The sequence below is a fragment of the Pseudonocardia sp. DR1-2 genome, assembly GCF_023717215.1.
Taxonomy (GTDB): domain Bacteria; phylum Actinomycetota; class Actinomycetes; order Mycobacteriales; family Pseudonocardiaceae; genus Pseudonocardia; species Pseudonocardia alni.
In genome coordinates this window covers 131,896-148,735 of the sequence record NZ_JAMQOF010000006.1, presented here as the reverse complement: position 1 = coordinate 148,735, position 16,840 = coordinate 131,896, and the positions used below count along the sequence as shown (strand labels likewise).

At 73.3% G+C, this 16,840-nt stretch carries 13 protein-coding genes and 1 pseudogene; 5 read left to right on the top strand and 9 right to left on the bottom strand.

Annotated features, from left to right (window positions below; all coding sequences use genetic code 11):
* Nucleotides 1-65 precede the first annotated feature (65 nt).
* Nucleotides 66-1,733, bottom strand: coding sequence for a benzoate-CoA ligase family protein (locus ND486_RS18820; RefSeq protein WP_251785533.1), 1,668 nt, complete (start codon nt 1,731-1,733; stop codon nt 66-68).
* Nucleotides 1,734-1,860: 127 nt separating this feature from the next.
* Here ND486_RS18820 and ND486_RS18815 point away from each other — a divergent pair, with 127 nt between their 5' ends.
* Nucleotides 1,861-2,667, top strand: a complete 807-nt coding sequence (locus ND486_RS18815) for a PIG-L family deacetylase (RefSeq protein WP_208825722.1) — start codon at nt 1,861-1,863, stop codon at nt 2,665-2,667.
* Here ND486_RS18815 and ND486_RS18810 read toward each other — a convergent pair.
* Nucleotides 2,660-3,778 carry an acyltransferase gene (locus ND486_RS18810; RefSeq protein WP_251785532.1) on the bottom strand — a complete coding sequence of 373 codons (1,119 nt, stop codon included), beginning with the start codon at nt 3,776-3,778 and terminating at the stop codon, nt 2,660-2,662. The two genes, ND486_RS18815 and ND486_RS18810, sit on opposite strands and share 8 nt — an antisense overlap.
* 240 nt (nt 3,779-4,018) lie before the next feature.
* On the opposite strand from ND486_RS18810, the gene ctaD reads away from it, so the two are divergent.
* Genes ctaD through ND486_RS18795 form a run of 3 tightly spaced genes read left to right on the top strand, consistent with a single transcriptional unit; the run spans nt 4,019 to nt 7,795 of the window.
* Nucleotides 4,019-5,773: a cytochrome c oxidase subunit I gene (gene ctaD, locus ND486_RS18805; RefSeq protein WP_062404257.1), complete on the top strand. Its 1,755-nt coding sequence runs from the start codon at nt 4,019-4,021 to the stop codon at nt 5,771-5,773.
* 58 nt (nt 5,774-5,831) lie between these two features.
* Nucleotides 5,832-7,043 carry a phosphoserine phosphatase SerB gene (gene serB / locus ND486_RS18800; protein ID WP_374231439.1) on the top strand — a complete coding sequence of 404 codons (1,212 nt, stop codon included), beginning with the start codon at nt 5,832-5,834 and terminating at the stop codon, nt 7,041-7,043.
* On the top strand, nt 7,040-7,795 hold the full coding sequence (locus ND486_RS18795; RefSeq protein ID WP_374231438.1) for a peptidyl-tRNA hydrolase: 756 nt from the start codon (nt 7,040-7,042) through the stop codon (nt 7,793-7,795). Before serB ends, ND486_RS18795 begins: the two co-directional genes overlap by 4 nt.
* 54 nt (nt 7,796-7,849) lie before the next feature.
* Here the strand turns inward: ND486_RS18795 and ND486_RS18790 are convergent, their stop codons facing one another.
* Together ND486_RS18790 and ND486_RS18785 are read right to left on the bottom strand one after the other, a co-directional pair.
* Nucleotides 7,850-8,266: an organic hydroperoxide resistance protein gene (locus ND486_RS18790; protein WP_062400739.1), complete on the bottom strand. Its 417-nt coding sequence runs from the start codon at nt 8,264-8,266 to the stop codon at nt 7,850-7,852.
* A gap of 73 nt (nt 8,267-8,339) precedes the next feature.
* On the bottom strand, nt 8,340-10,430 hold the full coding sequence (locus ND486_RS18785; RefSeq protein ID WP_374231493.1) for an ATP-dependent DNA helicase: 2,091 nt from the start codon (nt 10,428-10,430) through the stop codon (nt 8,340-8,342).
* A gap of 145 nt (nt 10,431-10,575) precedes the next feature.
* On the opposite strand from ND486_RS18785, the gene ND486_RS29250 reads away from it, so the two are divergent.
* Nucleotides 10,576-11,466: a thioesterase family protein gene (locus tag ND486_RS29250; protein ID WP_308215861.1), complete on the top strand. Its 891-nt coding sequence runs from the start codon at nt 10,576-10,578 to the stop codon at nt 11,464-11,466.
* Between the two features lie 187 nt (nt 11,467-11,653).
* Here the strand turns inward: ND486_RS29250 and ND486_RS18775 are convergent.
* The 5 genes and pseudogenes from ND486_RS18775 to ND486_RS18755 all read right to left on the bottom strand — a co-directional run bounded on the left by ND486_RS18775 (nt 11,654) and on the right by ND486_RS18755 (nt 16,792).
* Nucleotides 11,654-12,284 (bottom strand): annotated as a pseudogene (locus ND486_RS18775) (MBL fold metallo-hydrolase).
* Complete coding sequence (locus tag ND486_RS18770) at nt 12,284-13,372, bottom strand: S-(hydroxymethyl)mycothiol dehydrogenase (protein ID WP_251785530.1); 1,089 nt, start codon at nt 13,370-13,372, stop codon at nt 12,284-12,286. The pseudogene ND486_RS18775 and the gene ND486_RS18770 overlap by 1 nt, the downstream one beginning before the upstream one ends.
* A gap of 28 nt (nt 13,373-13,400) precedes the next feature.
* Complete coding sequence (locus tag ND486_RS18765; protein WP_251785529.1) at nt 13,401-14,072, bottom strand: GntR family transcriptional regulator; 672 nt, start codon at nt 14,070-14,072, stop codon at nt 13,401-13,403.
* Nucleotides 14,069-15,415: a glutamate ligase domain-containing protein gene (locus ND486_RS18760; RefSeq protein WP_251785528.1), complete on the bottom strand. Its 1,347-nt coding sequence runs from the start codon at nt 15,413-15,415 to the stop codon at nt 14,069-14,071. The genes ND486_RS18765 and ND486_RS18760 overlap by 4 nt, the downstream gene beginning before the upstream one ends.
* A 3-nt stretch (nt 15,416-15,418) precedes the next feature.
* Nucleotides 15,419-16,792 (bottom strand): L-serine ammonia-lyase, encoded by a 1,374-nt coding sequence (locus tag ND486_RS18755; protein WP_308215860.1) that lies wholly within the window; start codon nt 16,790-16,792, stop codon nt 15,419-15,421.
* Nucleotides 16,793-16,840: the final 48 nt, after the last annotated feature.

Sequence of the window (16,840 nt, the reverse complement as noted above, 5' to 3'; positions counted from 1 at the left end):
AGTGAACCCCGGCGGAGCGGCCCGGGTCGAGCGAACGTCCTACATCGAGACACTCCGGACGGCTCTCAGACCACCGTCTCCGGGTCGCCGGGGTGCCCCGTGGCCCCCGGCAGCGCGGCGGCGTGCGCGCGCAGCCGGTAGCGCTGGATCTTCCCGGTGGGGGTCTTGGGCAGCTCGTCGACGGTGACCACGGCGCGCGGCCGCTTGAACGAGGCCAGCCCCTCACGGCAGAACGCGACCAGCTCGGCCTCCGACGGCGCCGCCGCCGGGTCGCGGGGCACGACGAACGCGACCGGCTTGTCCAGCCCGTCGTCGTCCGGGATCCCGACGACGACCGCCTCCGCGAGACCCGGGTGCTCCAGCAGGCGGGTCTCGACCTCGCCGGGGGAGACCCAGATGCCCCCGACCTTGAGGACGTCGTCGGCCCGGCCCAGACAGGTCCACGACCCGTCCTCACCGCGGACGTACTGGTCGCCGGTGCGCATCCAGCGGCCCTGGAACACCGCGCGGTTGACCTCGGTGCGGCACCAGTAGCCGGTGCACACCGAGTCGCCCGCGACGTAGAGCATGCCCTGCTCGCCGGGGCCGTCGATGACGCTGCCGTCCGGCCGTCGCAGCTCCACCTCGTAGCCGGGGACCGGGAAGCCGGAGCTCCCCGGCACGACCTCGCCCGGCCGGTTGGAGATGAAGATGTGCAGTGCCTCGGTGGAGCCGATCCCGTCCAGGACCTCGAAGCCGTAGCGGTCGAGGACGCCGTGGAACATCCGCGCGGGCAGCGCCTCGCCCGCCGACGCGCCGCGGCGCACGGTGGCGAACCGCTCGCGCGGCAGGTCGGCGGCGATCATCGGGCCCCAGAAGCTGGGGACGGCGAAGAACAGCGTCGCGCCGTGCTGCTCGGCGAGGCGGGAGTAGTGCTCGGGGTTCGGCCGGGACGGTTCGAGGACCGCGCAGGCGCCGACCGAGAGCGGGAAGAACATCGAGTTGCCGATGCCGTAGGCGAAGAACAGCTTCGCGACCGACAGGCAGACGTCGTCGCGGTGGATCCCGAGGACCTGGCGGCCGTAGGTGTCGGCGACGAACCGGATGTCGTCGTGGCGGTGCATGGCGCCCTTGGGCTTGCCGGTCGTGCCCGAGGTGTAGAGCCAGAGCGCCTGGGACTCCGCCCAGGTCGGGTGCGGCTCGGGCAGCGGGTCGGCGCCGTCGAGCAGGGCGTCCCAGGTCAGGGAGGTGACCCCGGCGACCAGCGGGTCGGCCCCGGTCAGTACGACGCGCTCCAGGTCGGGCGCCCCCGCGACGGCCTCGGTGAGGTGCGCGGCGAACGCCTCGCCGCCGATCACGGTGGTCGCCCGCGAGTCCCGGACGAGCACGGCGAGCTCGCGTCCGGTCAGCATCGTCGAGCACGGCACGGCGACCGCGCCCGCCCACAGGGTCGCGAGGATCGCGGTGAACAGCTCGACGTCGTCGGGCATCACGAGCAGCACGCGCTGCTCGGGCCGCACGCCGGCCCGGCGCAGGGCGCCGGCCACGAGCCGGACCCGGTCGGTCAGGGCGGCGTAGGTGAGCGAGCCGCCGGGGAACCGGACGGCGGTACGGCCGCCGTCCCCGGCCCCGACCCGGGCGGCGGTGAGGTGCGCGGCGGCGTTGAACGCCTCCGGCGCCTGCTGCGCGCTGCGGGGGACGGGCACGGCGGTGTGGGCGGGATCGACGTTGTCGACGCTGACGACATCGGCCATGGTGGACGGCTCCTGTGCCGGTTCGGGGACCTGTGATGCTACACACATCGGACGGCGCGTCAACGGTGTGTAGATCGACGACGGCCCGGTGCGGGGCGGCCGGGACCGGCTCCTAGGCTCACCGTCCGTGGGGACCCTCGTCAGCTTCCATGCCCATCCCGACGACGAGTCGATCGGCACCGCGGGCACACTCGCCAAGGCCGCCGCGCTCGGCCACCGCGTCGTCCTCGTCTTCGCCACCCGTGGCGAGCTGGGGGAGCCGGTACCCGGCGTCCTGGCCGAGGGGGAGCAGCTGCCGGTCCGCCGCTCCGCGGAGTGCCACGCCTCGGCCCGCGCCCTCGGCGTCGCCCGCGTGGAGTTCCTCGGCTACGTCGACTCCGGGATGATGGGCGAGCCCAGCAACGACGCCCCCTACTGCTTCTGGCAGGCCCCGGTGGAGCACGCGGCCAAGCGGCTCGCGCTGATCCTCGAGGAGGAGGAGGCCGACGTCCTCACCACCTACGACGACAACGGCGGCTACGGCCACCCCGACCACATCCAGGTGCACCGGGTCGGTGCCCGCGCCGGGGAGCTCGCCGGGGTGCCGGTCGTCGCGCAGAACACCACCAACCGCGACTGGCTGCTCCGCGGCATGCGCGGTCTCCGGAAGGAGCGCGGCGACGACTGGCAGATGCCCGAGATCCCCGACGACGGGTCGTTCGGCAAGCCCGAGTCCGAGATCACCCACCGGGTCGAGGCCGTCGAGTACGCCGAGACCAAGCGGGCCTCGATGCGTGCGCACGCCAGCCAGATGGGCCCCGACCACTTCATGCTGACGATGCCCGACCCGGTGTTCGCGATGGGGCTGGGCACCGAGTTCTACATCGTCGACGCGCAGCCGAACCCGGCCACCGCGCCCGAGATCTGGACCGAGGTCTTCGAGCCGCTCAGGTGACGCCCGCACGCCGGTCCCACGCCCGCATCAGCGCGGCGTGGGCCGGGCGTTCCACCAGCCGGGTCAGCGCCCAGCCGAGCAGCACCGCCGTCGCCAGCATCGCCGCGGACTGCAGCAGCGGCCCGGCGCCGAGGTCCTGCAGGCGGCGCATCAGCACGTAGCCGACGGTCTGGTGCACCAGGTAGACGCCGTAGGAGATGCCGGCGAGCCTGCGCACCGCCGTCGCCAGCGGGGCGGGCATCCGCGAGCCCGGCCGGGGCAGCCGGGCCACCACGGCGACGAGCGCGATCCCGGCGCAGACCAGCGCGGCGGCGACGGCGTCGAGGTGGTCGAGGTCGATCCGCACGACGCCGTCGGGCCCCGGCGCGAGGCCGTGCACGAACTGGGCCAGGCCGCACACCGCGAGCAGGGCGATCGCGTGCGGGGTGCGCATCCGCCGCGTCGACCACAGCCACACCGCGATCCCGGCCACGAACAGGTGCAGCCGGTGGAACCCCAGCCCGTCGACGACGGTCCGGTACCACCACGGCGGGTCGGCGACGTCGCCCGGCCGCGCCCGCAGCGGCCACAGCAGCAGCGGGACGACCACCATCGCCCACAGCAGCACCCGCAGCCGCGGCCCGTACCCCCAGCGCGTCACGCTCAGCACCGCGGCGGCGGTGAACGCCATCAGCTGCAGCGGCAACGTCCAGAACGCCGGGTCGAGCCACGGGTAGCGCTCGGTGTCCCAGTTCCCCAGCATCAGCCAGTTGACGACCATCTCCCGTGCCGGCGGCGACGCCCAGTCCGGCGGGGACACGAAGCGCAGGGCCACCCAGGCCAGCGGCACCGCGACGACGAACGCCGGCAGCAGCCGCGCGACCCGCCCCCACCAGTAGCGCCCGGGGGAGTGGCGGCCGAGCGTCGCGCAGGCGAAGTAGGCCGAGACGACCAGCAGCAGGCTCGCCCCGACCTGGTGGTCGAAGGAGACGCTGCGCGGCGCCAGCTCCGGGTGGAGCACCGGGCCGAGGTGCGTGGCGTGGTAGAGCACGACCAGCAGCACGAAGGTGCTGCGCAGTACGTCCCAGCCGGGCTCGCGGCGACGGGTCCCCGGCGGGGGTGTCGGAACCACCACATCTCCACCGTCGCACACCGCCGGCGACCTGTTGATCCGGGTGAAGGGCGCCCTGAGTGCGCGGTCGGGGGCTGTCGGTTCTACTCTCCGTAGAGCACAATCGGCGCGCGCCGTGCGACGAGCCGGGACCCACGGAGTGGATCTCCCGGACCGGACGGGCGCCGCTCGCCGGTCGGGAAGTAGAGTCTGCCCGTCCGCGAGGACGTGCTCAGGTCAGGCAAGTGCATGGAGGCCCAGGTGACAGCCGTCGAGCCCAAGCCGATCTCGACGCGCCCGTATCCGGCGCGGCGTGAGGGCAAGGGATCCACGTTCCTCAAGATGTTGAGGACGACGGACCCGAAGGACATCGCGATCCTCTATCTGACGACGTCGTTCGGCTTCTTCGCCGTCGGCGGGGTCATGGCGCTGCTGATCCGCGCCGAGCTCGCACGGCCGGAGCTCCAGTTCCTGTCGACCGAGCAGTACAACCAGCTGTTCACCATGCACGGCACGATCATGCTGCTGCTGTTCGCGACGCCGATCGTCTTCGGTTTCGCGAACTACATCGTGCCGCTGCAGATCGGTGCCCCCGACGTCGCGTTCCCGCGGCTCAACTCGTTCTCGTACTGGCTGTACCTGTTCGGCGGCATCATCGTCGTCTCCGGCTTCCTGACCCCGGGCGGCGCGGCGGACTTCGGCTGGTTCGCCTACACCCCGCTGTCGGACGCGGTGCGGTCGCCGGGGCCGGGCGGTGACCTCTGGATCATGGGTCTGGTCGTCTCCGGTCTGGGGACGATCCTCGGTGGCGTCAACTTCGTGACGACCATCGTCTGCATGCGCGCGCCGGGCATGACGATGTTCCGGATGCCGATCTTCACCTGGAACATCTTCATCACCGCGCTGCTGGTGCTGATCGCGTTCCCGATCCTGACCGCCGCGCTGCTGGCACTGGCCGCGGACCGCCACCTCGGTGCGCAGATCTTCAACCCGGCCAACGGTGGTGTGGTGCTCTGGCAGCACCTGTTCTGGTTCTTCGGCCATCCGGAGGTCTACATCGTCGCGTTGCCGTTCTTCGGCATCGTCTCGGAGATCTTCCCGGTGTTCTCCCGCAAGCCGCTGTTCGGCTACAAGGGCCTGGTCTTCGCGACCATCGCCATCGCGGCGCTGTCGGTCGCGGTGTGGGCGCACCACATGTACGCCACCGGCGCGATCATGCTGTCGTTCTTCGCCTTCACCACGTTCCTCATCGCCATCCCGACGGGCGTCAAGTTCGTCAACTGGATCGGCACCCTGTGGAAGGGCAAGATCACCTACGAGACGCCGATGCTGTTCTCGGTCGGCTTCCTCGTCACGTTCCTCTTCGGCGGCCTGACCGGCATCCTGCTCGCGATGCCGCCGGTGGACTTCCACGTGTCGGACACCTACTTCGTCGTCGCGCACTTCCACTACGTGCTCTACGGCACGATCGTGTTCGCGACCTTCGGCGGGATCTACTTCTGGTTCCCGAAGATGACCGGCCGGTTCCTCGACGAGAAGCTCGGCAAGATCCACTTCTGGCTGACCTTCGTCGGGTTCCACCTGACGTTCCTGGTGCAGCACTGGCTGGGCAACGAGGGCTACCCGCGTCGCTACGCGGACTACCTGCCCTCGGACGGCTTCACCACGCTGAACACGATCTCCTCGATCGGCGCGTTCATCCTCGGTGCCTCGACGCTGCCGTTCTTCTACAACGTGTTCAAGAGCTACCGGTTCGGCCGGGTGTGCACCGTCGACGACCCGTGGGGCTTCGGCAACTCGCTGGAGTGGGCGACCTCGTCCCCGCCGCCGCGGCACAACTTCACCGAGCTGCCCCGGATCCGCTCCGAGCGCCCGGCGTTCGACCTGCACTACCCGCACCTGGTCGAGAAGGCGCGCGCCGAGGCGCACGTCGGCAACCGGGCGCACCCGACCGAGGTCCTCGCGCAGTCGGTCGGCAAGGAGTCCATGCCGGACGACGACCCCAAGTCGAACTGAGGTGTCGGCGGTTCACACCGTCCCTCCCGGTCCGGCCCGGCCCACCGTGCTCGTCACGGTGACCGGGCCGGACCGGCCTGGTGTCAGCTCCGTCCTGTTCACCGCGCTCACCGCGGCCGGAGTCGAGCTGCTCGACCTGGAACAGGTCGTGGTGAACGGCCGGCTCACCCTGGGCGCGCTCGTCGTGCCGGCGGGGGATCCGGAGGACCTGCAGGAGACGGTCGGCGCGGCGATGGACTCCATCGCCATGACCGTGCACATCGAGATCCAGCGCGACGGTCGTCAGGCCGCCCGGACGCCGTCGACGCACGTCGTCACGGTGCTGGGCAGGCCGATCACGGCCCGCGCGTTCGGCGCGATCGCCGCGGAGCTCGCCGCGGTCGGCGCCAACATCGACTCCATCCGCCGGGTCGCCGACTACCCGGTGACCGGGCTGGAGCTGCTCGTCTCCCCGGTCCCGGAGGGCGACGCCGACGCCTACCCGCCCGGCACGCTGCGCAGGCGGCTGGTCCGGGTGGCCCGGCAGGCGGGCGTCGACGTCGCGGTGGCCCGGGCCGGGCTGGCCCGGCGCAGCAAGCGGCTCATCGTGTTCGACGTCGACTCCACCCTGATCCAGGGCGAGGTCATCGAGATGCTGGCCGCCCGCGCCGGGGCCGACGTCGAGGCCGAGGTCCGGCGGGTCACCGAGGAGGCCATGGCGGGCCGGCTCGACTTCACCGAGTCGCTGACCCGCCGCGTCGCCGCGCTGGAGGGGCTGCCCGCCTCCGTCGTCGACGAGGTGGCCGCCGGGATCGAGCTGACCCCCGGCGCCCGCACCACGATCCGCACACTGCGCAGGCTCGGCTACCGCTGCGGCGTCGTCTCGGGTGGGTTCACCCAGGTCATCGCCGGTCTCGCCCGCGAGCTCAAGCTGGACTTCGTGGCCGCGAACGAGCTGGAGATCTCCGGGGGGACGCTGACCGGGCGGGTCGTCGGCGAGGTCGTCGACCGGGCCGGGAAGGCTGTCGCGCTGCGCCGGTTCGCCGAGTCCCACGACATCCCGCTCGACCAGACCGTCGCGGTCGGCGACGGCGCGAACGACATCGACATGCTCTCCACCGCCGGGCTCGGGGTGGCGTTCAACGCCAAGCAGGCGCTGCGCGAGATCGCCGACACCTCGGTGTCGGTGCCCTACCTCGACGTCGTGCTGTTCGTCCTGGGCATCACCCGCACCGAGGTCGAGGCCGCCGACGCCGCCGAGGGTGTGCTCCGCCGGGTCCCGCTGGCGTGACCGGTCCCGCGCCGATCCTGCACCTGCTCGCGGGCCGCTACGGGTCCGGGGCGCGGGAGCGCGACATCGCGCCGGAGGCCGACGGCGTCGTCCGGGCGATGCCGGTCGTGCTGCGGATCGAGCGCGACCCGCTCCCCGGACGCACCGCGCTGCTGGAGGCCGCCGCGACGGCCGCGGTCGCCGTCTGCACCGACCCGCGGGCCCAGCCCGGCGGCGAGTGGTCCGACGCCGTCGCCCCCTGGGTGGACGGGCGCATCCGCAAGATCGCCCGCCGGGCGCGCGGCGCGCACTGGCGTGCGGTCCAGGAGCTGCCCGGCGTGACGGTGCGGGTCGGCGACGCCGAGGCCCGCGCGCTGTTGCCCGGACCGGTCGACGAGGCCCCGAAGGCGGTGTCGCGGCTGCAGATCGGGGGCACCGAGCTTCCCGTCGACGAGCCGGGCCCGCCCGATCCCGGCGCCCCGCTGGTGCTGCTGTCCCCGTACGCGGAGATGACGGTCGGCAAGGCCGCCGCGCAGGTCGGGCACGCCACGATGCTGCTCGGTGCGGCCCTCGGCTGGCCGGTCGGTGCGGCACCGGTGTGCGCGGTGCGCACCGCGGACCGGGCCGCCTGGGACCGGCTGTGCCCGGCCGCCGACGACGGCACCGACGGCGTGGTCGGGGTGCGCGACGCCGGGTTCACCGAGGTCGACCCCGGCACCATGACCTGCCTCGCGCTGGCCCGGGCCGCGTGTGCCGGGACCGCCGGGCGGTGATCCACCGGGTGTGACCCCACCCCCCCGGCACCGTGACCACCCCGGGCCCCGTGGTCAGACGGTCGCGGTGAGGGTGACCTCGACGTTGCCGCGGGTGGCCTTGGAGTACGGGCACACCTGGTGGGCGGCCTCGACGAGCTCGTCCGCGGCCGCCTGGTCCAGGCCCGGCAGGTGCGCGGTGATGTCGGCGGCCACGTGGAAGCTCACGTCGTCGGGCGCCAGCTGGATGGTGGCGGTGACCTGGGTGTCGTCGGGGACGGTGGTCTTCGCCGTGCGGGCGGCCAGCCGCAGTGCGCCGTGGAAGCAGGCCGCGTAGGCCGCGGCGAACAGCTGCTCGGGGTTGGTGGCGCCCCCGGGTCCGCCCAGCTCCGGCGGCATCTTCAGGTCCTGGTCGATGAAGCCGTCGTCGCTGCGGATGTGGCCGTCGCGGCCGCCGCCGGTCGAGGTGGCCTCGGTCGTGTAGTTCGCCATGGGTGTGCCTCCGGACTCGATTGGTTGCACACAACCTATCTCGGGTCGGGCCCCGTCCGCCGTATGGAGCCGGTCACGAGGACTCCCGCAGCCGGCGCAGCGCGCCGTGCACCTTCTCCCGGTCGGTGGTCTCCCAGAACGGGGGCAGGCTCGCCCGCAGGAAGCCGCCGTAGCGCGCGGTCGCGATGCGCGGGTCCAGGATCGCGACGACGCCGCGGTCGTCGGTGGCGCGCAGCAGCCGTCCGGCGCCCTGGGCGAGCAGGAGCGCCGCGTGCGTCGCCGACACCGACAGGAAGCCGTTCCCGCCGCGCGCGTCGGTGGCCTTCTGCCGGGCCGCGATCAGCGGGTCGTCCGGGCGCGGGAACGGGATCCGGTCGATGATCACGCAGGACAGCGACGGGCCGGGCACGTCGACGCCCTGCCACAGCGACAGCGTGCCGAACAGCGAGGTCTCCGGGTCCTCGGCGAACCGCTTCACCAGCAGCATCGTGGAGTCGTCGCCCTGGCACAGCAGGGGGGTGTCGAGCTTGCCGCGCAGCGCCTCGGTGGCCTGCTTCGCCGCGCGGGTCGAGGAGAACAGACCCAGCGTGCGGCCCCCGGCGGCGCGGACGAGTCCCTCGATCTCGTCGAGGGTCTCCGGCGCGAGGCCGTCGCGGCCGGGGCTGGGCAGCCGCCGGGCGAGGTAGAGGATCCCGGACTTGGCGTGCGCGAACGGGGACCCGACGTCGAGGCCCTGCCAGCGCGGCGCCTCCGGGTCCTGGACCGGGCCGTGCCCCTCCTCGACGCGCGACGGCGGGGTGGACCCGGCCTCCCTGGGCTGCGACGCGGGCAGGCCCCACTGCCGGGCCAGCGCGTCGAACGACCCGCCCAGGGCCAGGGTCGCCGACGTCAGCACGGTGGTGCGGGTGTTGAAGAGCCGCTCGCGCAGCAGCCCGCCCACCGACAGCGGCGCGACCCGCAGCACCTTGTGGCGGGAGCCGTCGGGCCCCTGCTCACCCAGCCAGACGACGTCGCGGCGCGTGGCCGCGTCGGTCTCGGAGAACGTCTCCAGCAGCCGCGCGGCGGTGTCGACGACCTCGTCGAGCACGGCCTGGGCGAGCTTGCGCGCGGCGGCGCCCTCGGGGTCGGCGTCGTCGCTGCGCTTGTTCGCGCCCATCGACTGCCGGCAGCCCGCCCCGGCCGAGAGGATCGCGTTCAGTGCGCCCGCGGCGGCGGTGGTCAGCGACTCCCAGCGCCCGGGGGGCATGTCCTCCAGCACCGCGGCGAGGCCCTCACCGGCCTCCGCGAGCCGGTCCGCGGTGTCCTGGTCGACGAGCTTGCCGCAGCGCCGGGCCGCGGTCGCGACGGTGCCCGCGGTCAGCTCGGCGGTGGCCGCGCCGGTGACCCGGTCGACGAGCTCGTGCGCCTCGTCGACGATCACCACGTCGTGCTCGGGGAGCACCTGCGCCTCACCCATCGCGTCGATCGCGAGCAGGGCGTGGTTGGTGACGACGATGTCGGCCCGCCCCGCCTCGGCCTTCGCCTTCTCGGCGAAGCAGGCCTCGCCGACCGGGCACCGGCTCGCGCCGAGGCACTCCCGCGCCGTCACCGACACCTGCCGCCACGCGGAGTCCGGGACGCCGGGGACCAGCTCGTCGCGGTCCCCGGTCTCGGTGTCCGACGACCACTCGTGCAGCCGCTTCACCTGCCGCCCGAGCGCCGAGATGGCGAACGCGTCGAACAGTTGCTCGTCGCCCGGGTCGTCGTCCATGTCGCCGTGGAGCTTGTTCATGCACAGGTAGTTCCGCCGCCCCTTGAGGATGGCGAAGGTGGGCTCGCGGCCCAGCACCTTCCTCAGGCTCTTCGCGACGCGCGGCAGGTCCCGGTCCACGAGCTGGCGCTGGAGCGCGATCGTCGCCGTCGAGACGACGACCGTGGTGTCGCGTGCGATCGCGTGCCGGATCGCGGGCACGAGGTAGGCCAGCGACTTCCCGGTGCCGGTGCCCGCCTGCACGGCCAGGTGCTCGCCGGACGACAGCGAGCGGCGCACCGCGTCGGCCATCCGGTCCTGGCCCTCGCGGCGTGAGCCGCCGACCGAGGTGACGGCCACCTCGAGCAGCTCGTGCACACCGGGCAGGTCCTGGGTCCGCACGGGGGCCGTCGAGGGGGGAGGCACGTCCGGCAGGTTACCGAGCGCCCCCGACAGGTCCCGCCGTGACCGTGCCGCCCGGCACCCGGGACCGCGCACCCGGCGTACCCGGGCCGCTCACCGGGTGTGATATCGGACGGCCGGTTGCCGGTGAGCGGCGACACAGCGTCACGATGGGGGGGTGACAGCAACCATCACGACGCCGACCGTGCCCGAGCCGGGGATGTTCCCGGTGCTGATCGAGCACGAGGCCCGCTACGCCGACCTCGACCCGAGCCGCCGGATCGGCCGCGACGCCCTGGTGCGCTGGTTCGAGGACGCCCGCGTCGCCGTTGAGCGCGACACCTTCGGCGCCGACCTGGTCGCCCGCCTGCAGTCCCGCGTGCGGCTGCTGCTCGCCGCCATCCGGGTCGACGTGCTGGCCCCGCTGCGCGTCGCCGGCTCCTACCGGATCGGCGTCGGCGTCAGCCACATCGGCACCACGTCGTTCTCCTACCGGTACGCGGTCTTCGCCGGCGACGAGTGCGTCGCCACCGGCGAGTCGACCTCGGTGCACACCGACGGCGACGCCCCGACCCCGCTGACCGACGAGGTCCGCGGCGCGCTGACCACCCTGCGCATCGAGGCCCCCGCCCCGGTCCGTCCCGAGCGCGGCGACGCCCGCGCCGTCCGCGAGAACTACCCGTTCCGCTGGGACGTCCGCACCCGCTTCACCGACCTGGACACCAACCGGCACGTGAACAACGTCGCGCTGGCCTCCTGGTACCTCGACGGCCTCGCCGAGCTGCACTCCGACGTGCTGGGCTACCCCGCGGGCGGCCCGCTCGACGGGCTCTCCCCGTCGACGCTGTCGGTCCAGTACCTCTCCGAGGTGCACTACCCGGGCATCTACCAGATGCGCGTCGCGGTCACCGAGATCGGCGAGGACACCGTCCGCTACGTCTGCGGGCTGTTCCACGACCGCGAGCTCATCGGCCTGGCCGAGGCCGAGGGTTTCCACCACGCCCCGGGTGAGGACGGCGACCCGGTCCTCCTCGCGGAGAAGCTCGCCCCGTTCCGCTTCCGGGACTGAGACCTCCACGACGCTCCGGGATGCGGCCCGGCGGGGGCTGCGGATCTCCGAGCCCGCCGGGCCGCATCCCGGTGCCCCGTCGCAGACTCCCCGGCCCGCTGAGGTGCACCTCGGTGGGGGAACGGCCGCGGCCCGGCCTCTCGGGGTGAGGGGCCGGGCCGCGTCGTGTGCGCGTCGTGTGCGGGGGTCAGGATCCGTTGCGGATCCATTCCTCCAGGTGGGGTGCCTCGTCGCCGATGCGGGTGGAGTCGCCGTGTCCGGTGCGGACCCGGGTGTCGGCGGGCAGGGTCAGCAGAGTGGTGCGGATGGACTCGATGATGGTGTCGAAGCTGGAGTAGGAGCGTCCGGTGGCGCCGGGTCCGCCCTGGAACAGGGTGTCGCCGGTGAACACGATGCCGAGCTCGGGGGGCGTAGAGGCAGGACGAGCCGGGGGAGTGGCCGGGGGTCTGCAGCACCCGCAGGTCGATCCCGCCCGCGGTGAGGACCTGGCCGTCGGCGAGTTCCTGGTCGGGCTTGCGGTCGGGCCAGGTCATGTCCCAGAGGACCTGCTCGGCGGGGTTGAGCAGGATCGGTGCGCCGAAGCGGTCGGCGAGGGCAGGTGCCTGGTTGACGTGGTCGTCGTGGGCGTGGGTGCACACGACGGCTGTGACGGTGCGGTCGCCGACGGCGGCGGCGATGGCGTCGGCGTCGTGGGCGGCGTCGATGACGATGACCTCGCGGTCGTCGCCGACGATCCAGACGTTGTTGTCGACGTCGAAGGAGCCGCCGTCGAGGTTGAACGTCCCCGAGGTCACGACGTGGTCGATGGGGCCCGTCATCAGAGGACCACGACCGAACGCAGGACCTCGCCGGCGTGCATCTTGTCGAACGCACCCTCGATGTCGTGCAGGCCGATGGTCTCCGAGACGAACTTGTCCAGCGGGAACCGGCCCTGCAGGTAGAGGTCGATGTAGGTGGGGAAGTCCCGCGAGGGCAGGCAGTCGCCGTACCAGCTCGACTTCAGGGCGCCGCCGCGGCCGAAGTAGTCGATGAGCGGGATCTCGGGGGCCTGCAGGTCGGGGGTGGGGACGCCGACGAGGACGACGGTGCCGGCGAGGTCGCGGGCGTAGAAGGCCTGCTTGTAGGTCTCGGGGCGTCCGACGGCCTCGATGACGACGTCGGCGCCGTTGCCGTCGGTGACGGACCGGATGTACTCGACCGGGTCGGTCTCCTTGGCGTTGACGGTGTGGGTGGCGCCGAACTCGCGGGCCCACTCCAGCTTCCGGGGGTCGGTGTCGACGGCGATGATCGTCGTCGCCCCGGCGAGGGTGGCGCCGGCGATGGCGGCGTCGCCGACGCCGCCGCAGCCGATGACGGCGATGGAGTCGCCGCGGCCGATCTGGCCGGTGTTGACCGCGGCGCCCAGCCCGGCCATGACGCCGCAGCCCAGCAGACCCGCAGCGGTGGGATCCGCCTCCGGGCTGACCTTCGTGCACTGCCCCGCCGCGACGAGGGTCTTCTCCACGAACGCACCGATCCCCAGGGCCGGGGACAGCTCCGTGCCGTCGGTGAGGGTCATCTTCTGGGTCGCGTTGTGGGTGTCGAAGCACAGGTTCGGCTTGCCCTTGCGGCAGGCGCGGCAGGTGCCGCAGACGGCGCGCCAGTTGAGGACGACGTAGTCGCCGGGGGCGACGTCGGTGACGCCCTCGCCGACGGACTCCACGATCCCGGCGGCCTCGTGGCCGAGCAGGAACGGGAACTCGTCGTTGATGCCGCCGAGCTTGTAGTGCAGGTCGGTGTGGCAGACCCCGCAGGCCTGGATCTTCACCACGGCCTCACCGGGACCGGGATCGGGGACGACGATCGTCTCGACGGAGACGGGCTTGCCCTTCTCGAGGGCGACGACGCCCTGGACACGCTGCGGCACAGTGGTTCCTTCCGTAGGGGGAGCGGGTTCAGAGGACCGCGCGGACAGCGGTCTCGAAGCCGACGACGTGGTTGCGGCTGACGGCCTCGGCGTGGTCGGCGTCGCCGTCGGCGATCGCGGTCAGCAGCGCCACGTGCTCGTGCACGTGGTGGCCGACCTGGTCCATGCGGTCCAGGAACAGGCAGTGGATCCGTGTGGCCAGGTGGTAGTAGCGGGTGAGCGTGTCCTCCAGGTACGGGTTCCCGGCGGCCCGGTACACCGACCGGTGCACCGTCACGTCCCACCGCATGAGCTCGATCCGGCCCATCCGCGGCGCCTCCAGCGACCCCACCCGCACGGCCAGCTCACGCAGCTCGTCACGCCGCCACCGCGGGGCGACGACGGCGGCCCGCCGTGCGGCGGTCGGTTCCAGCACGGTCCGGACCTCGCACACGTCGCGCAGGTCGGAGATGTCGACGGCGGTCGCGAACGTCCCCCGCCGCGGGTAGGACACGACCAGGCGCTCGGTCTCCAGCCGCTTGAGCGCCTCGCGCACCGGGGTGCGGCCCAGGCCGAGCCGGGTCGACAGCGCCTCGTCGTCGATCGGGGCCAGCGGCGGGATCTCCAGCATGATCAGCTGGTCCCGGATGGCCACGTAGGCCCGGTCGGCCAGCGACCGCGGGCTGTCGAAGTCCACGAACACGTCCTCGGTGATCGTCATGCGGGCTGTCCCTCGGGAACGGCCGGGCGGTCCAGCCGCGACGCGACCGCGCCGGGCAGCCGGAACGACCCGGTCACCACGACGGGGTCGCCCCCGCCGGTCGTCAGGGCGTGGTCGACGGCGTCGGCCGGGTCCGCGACGGCGACGGCCGGCACCCCGGCCGCCCCCGCGGCCGCGGCGATCTCGGACGGGCTCCAGTGCCGCGACGCGTGCTCCCCGCCCGGCAGCCCGGTCGCGACGACCCGCGCCCCGGCCCCGGCGACCGCCCGGACGGCCTCGCCCAGGTCCTTGTCCCGGGCCAGCGCCAGCACCCAGGTCACCGGGCGTCCCGGGTGGGTCTCGGCCACCGTGGTGGCCAGCGCGGACAGCTTCAGTGCGTCGTGCGCGCCGTCGAGGACCACCGGGGTGCCCGCGACGGTCCGCCGCTCGAACCGCCCCGGCAGCGAGGTCAGGGCCAGCCCCTGACGGACGGCGAGCGGGTCGAGCCGCCAGCCGTCGCGCCGTGCGAGCACCGACACCGCATGCAGCGCCAGCACCGCGTTCCCGGCCTGGTGCCTGCCGTGCAGTCCCAGCGGCACGTCCGACCACCCGGCCAGGTCCACCGTGGTGCCCGCCGGACCGGTCCGGGCCAGCGCGGCCGCGGCGGCGACGTCCACGACGTCGACCAGGGTGTCGCGGCGCACCGCCTCCCGGGCCACCGCGGCGTCGCTCTCGGGGCCGCCACGGGCCAGCACCGCGCGGCCGCCGACCGGCAGGATCCCGGCCTTCTGCGTCGCGATCTCGCCGAGCGTGCTGCCGAGCATGGCGACGTGGTCCAGGCCGATCGCGGTCAGCACGGCCAGCTTGTCCGGGCGGGCGACGACGTTCGTCGGGTCCAGCCTGCCCCCGATACCGGTCTCGACGACGGCGTAGTCGGCCCGTCCGGCGACGGCGGCGAACCCGAGTGCGGTCACGACCTCGAAGAACGAGCAGCGCTCGCCCCGGCGCGCCTCGACCGCGGCCACCGAACGCGCGACGGCGGCGAGCCGGTCGTCGAGCACGTCCGCGCGGACCGGGAGGTCACCGATGCGGAACCGCTCGCGGATGCCGTAGACGTGCGGCGAGGCCTGCACGCCGACCCGGAACCCGTGCCGGGTCAGCAGCGACGCGACGAACGCGCACACCGACCCCTTGCCCGCCGTCCCCGCGACGTGCACGGTCCGCACGGCCTCCTGCGGGTCACCCAGCCCGGCCAGCACCTCGCGGGTGCGCTCACGGGGCGCGTCGGGCGCGGCGCCGTTGCGGCGCCCGGTGGCCGGGCGCGACAGCAGGAACCGCTCCAGCTCGTCCTGTCCGGAGAACACGGCTCAGCACTCGACGATGTTCAGCGCGAGACCACCGCGGGCGGTCTCCTTGTACTTGTCCTTCATGTCCGCGCCCGTCTCCCGCATCGTCTTGATGGCCTTGTCCAGCGAGACGTGGTGCACCCCGTCGCCGTGCGCCGACATCCGCGCCGCGGTGATGGCCTTGATCGAGGCGACCGCGTTGCGCTCGATGCACGGGATCTGCACGAGCCCGCCGACCGGGTCGCAGGTCAGCCCGAGATTGTGCTCGATGCCGATCTCGGCGGCGTTCTCGACCTGCTCCGGGGTGGCGCCCATGATCTCGGCGAGCCCGGCGGCCGCCATCGCGCAGGCCGACCCGACCTCGCCCTGGCAGCCGACCTCGGCGCCGGAGATCGAGGCGTTTTCCTTGAACAGCAGCCCGACCGCGCCCGCGGTGAGCAGGAACCGGACGACGGAGTCGTCGTCGAAGCCGGGCAGGAAGCGCTCGGCGTAGTGCAGCACGGCCGGGACGATCCCGGCGGCGCCGTTGGTGGGGGCGGTGACGACGCGTCCGCCCGCCGCGTTCTCCTCGTTGACGGCGAGGGCGTAGAGCGTCACCCACTCCATCGCGTGCAGCGCGTCCGGCTCGCCGGTCGCGGCCTCCAGCCGCTCGCGCAGCGCCATCGCCCGGCGCCGGACCTTCAGTCCGCCGGGCAGCGTGCCGCCGGTGCGGGCGCCGCGCTCGACGCACTCCCGCATCACCGACCAGATGTGCAGCAGCTCGCTGCGCACCACGTCCTCGGTGCGCCGGGACAGCTCGTTGGCCAGCATGATGTCGGAGATCGACAGCCCGTGGGCGCGGGTGAGCCCGAGCAGCTCGTCGCCGGTGGTGAAGGGGTAGGCGACCGGGGTCGCGTCCTCCACCAGGACGGGGCGGCCCGCCTCGTCGGAGTCGAGCACGAAGCCGCCGCCCACCGAGTAGTACTCGCGCTTGTCCAGGACGGCGCCGTCGGCGTCGAAGGCCTGCAGCAGCATGCCGTTGGAGTGGAAGTCGAGCCGGCGGGTGCGGTGCAGGACCACGTCGTCGTCGGGGGCGAAGGTGATCTCGTGGATCCCGCCGAGGCGGATCCGCCCCTCCGCGCGGACGTCGGCGACCATCGGGTCGGCCGCGACCGGGTCGACGAGGTGCGGCTCGTGCCCGGCGAGCCCGAGCACGACGGCCTTCACGCTGCCGTGGCCGTGCCCCGTCGCGCCGAGGGAGCCGAACAGCTCGACCCGCACGGACGCGGTGCGGGGCAGCTCGCCCGACGCGGCGAGCCGCGCGACGAACCGGGCCGCGGCCCGCATCGGGCCCACGGTGTGCGAGCTCGAGGGTCCGATCCCGACCTTGAACATGTCGAACACGGAGATGCTCACGGTCGCTCCGATCCACGCCGGGCTCTGGTCATGTCGACGATGTTAGAC

Excerpts from the sequence above, each read along its gene's own strand:
- ND486_RS18790 (WP_062400739.1), bottom strand. The coding sequence starts at position 8,266 with ATGGCGAACTACACGACCGAGGCCACCTCGACCGGCGGCGGCCGCGAC.
- ND486_RS18820 (WP_251785533.1), bottom strand. The coding sequence starts at position 1,733 with ATGGCCGATGTCGTCAGCGTCGACAACGTCGATCCCGCCCACACCGCC.
- ND486_RS18765 (WP_251785529.1), bottom strand. The coding sequence starts at position 14,072 with ATGACGATCACCGAGGACGTGTTCGTGGACTTCGACAGCCCGCGGTCG.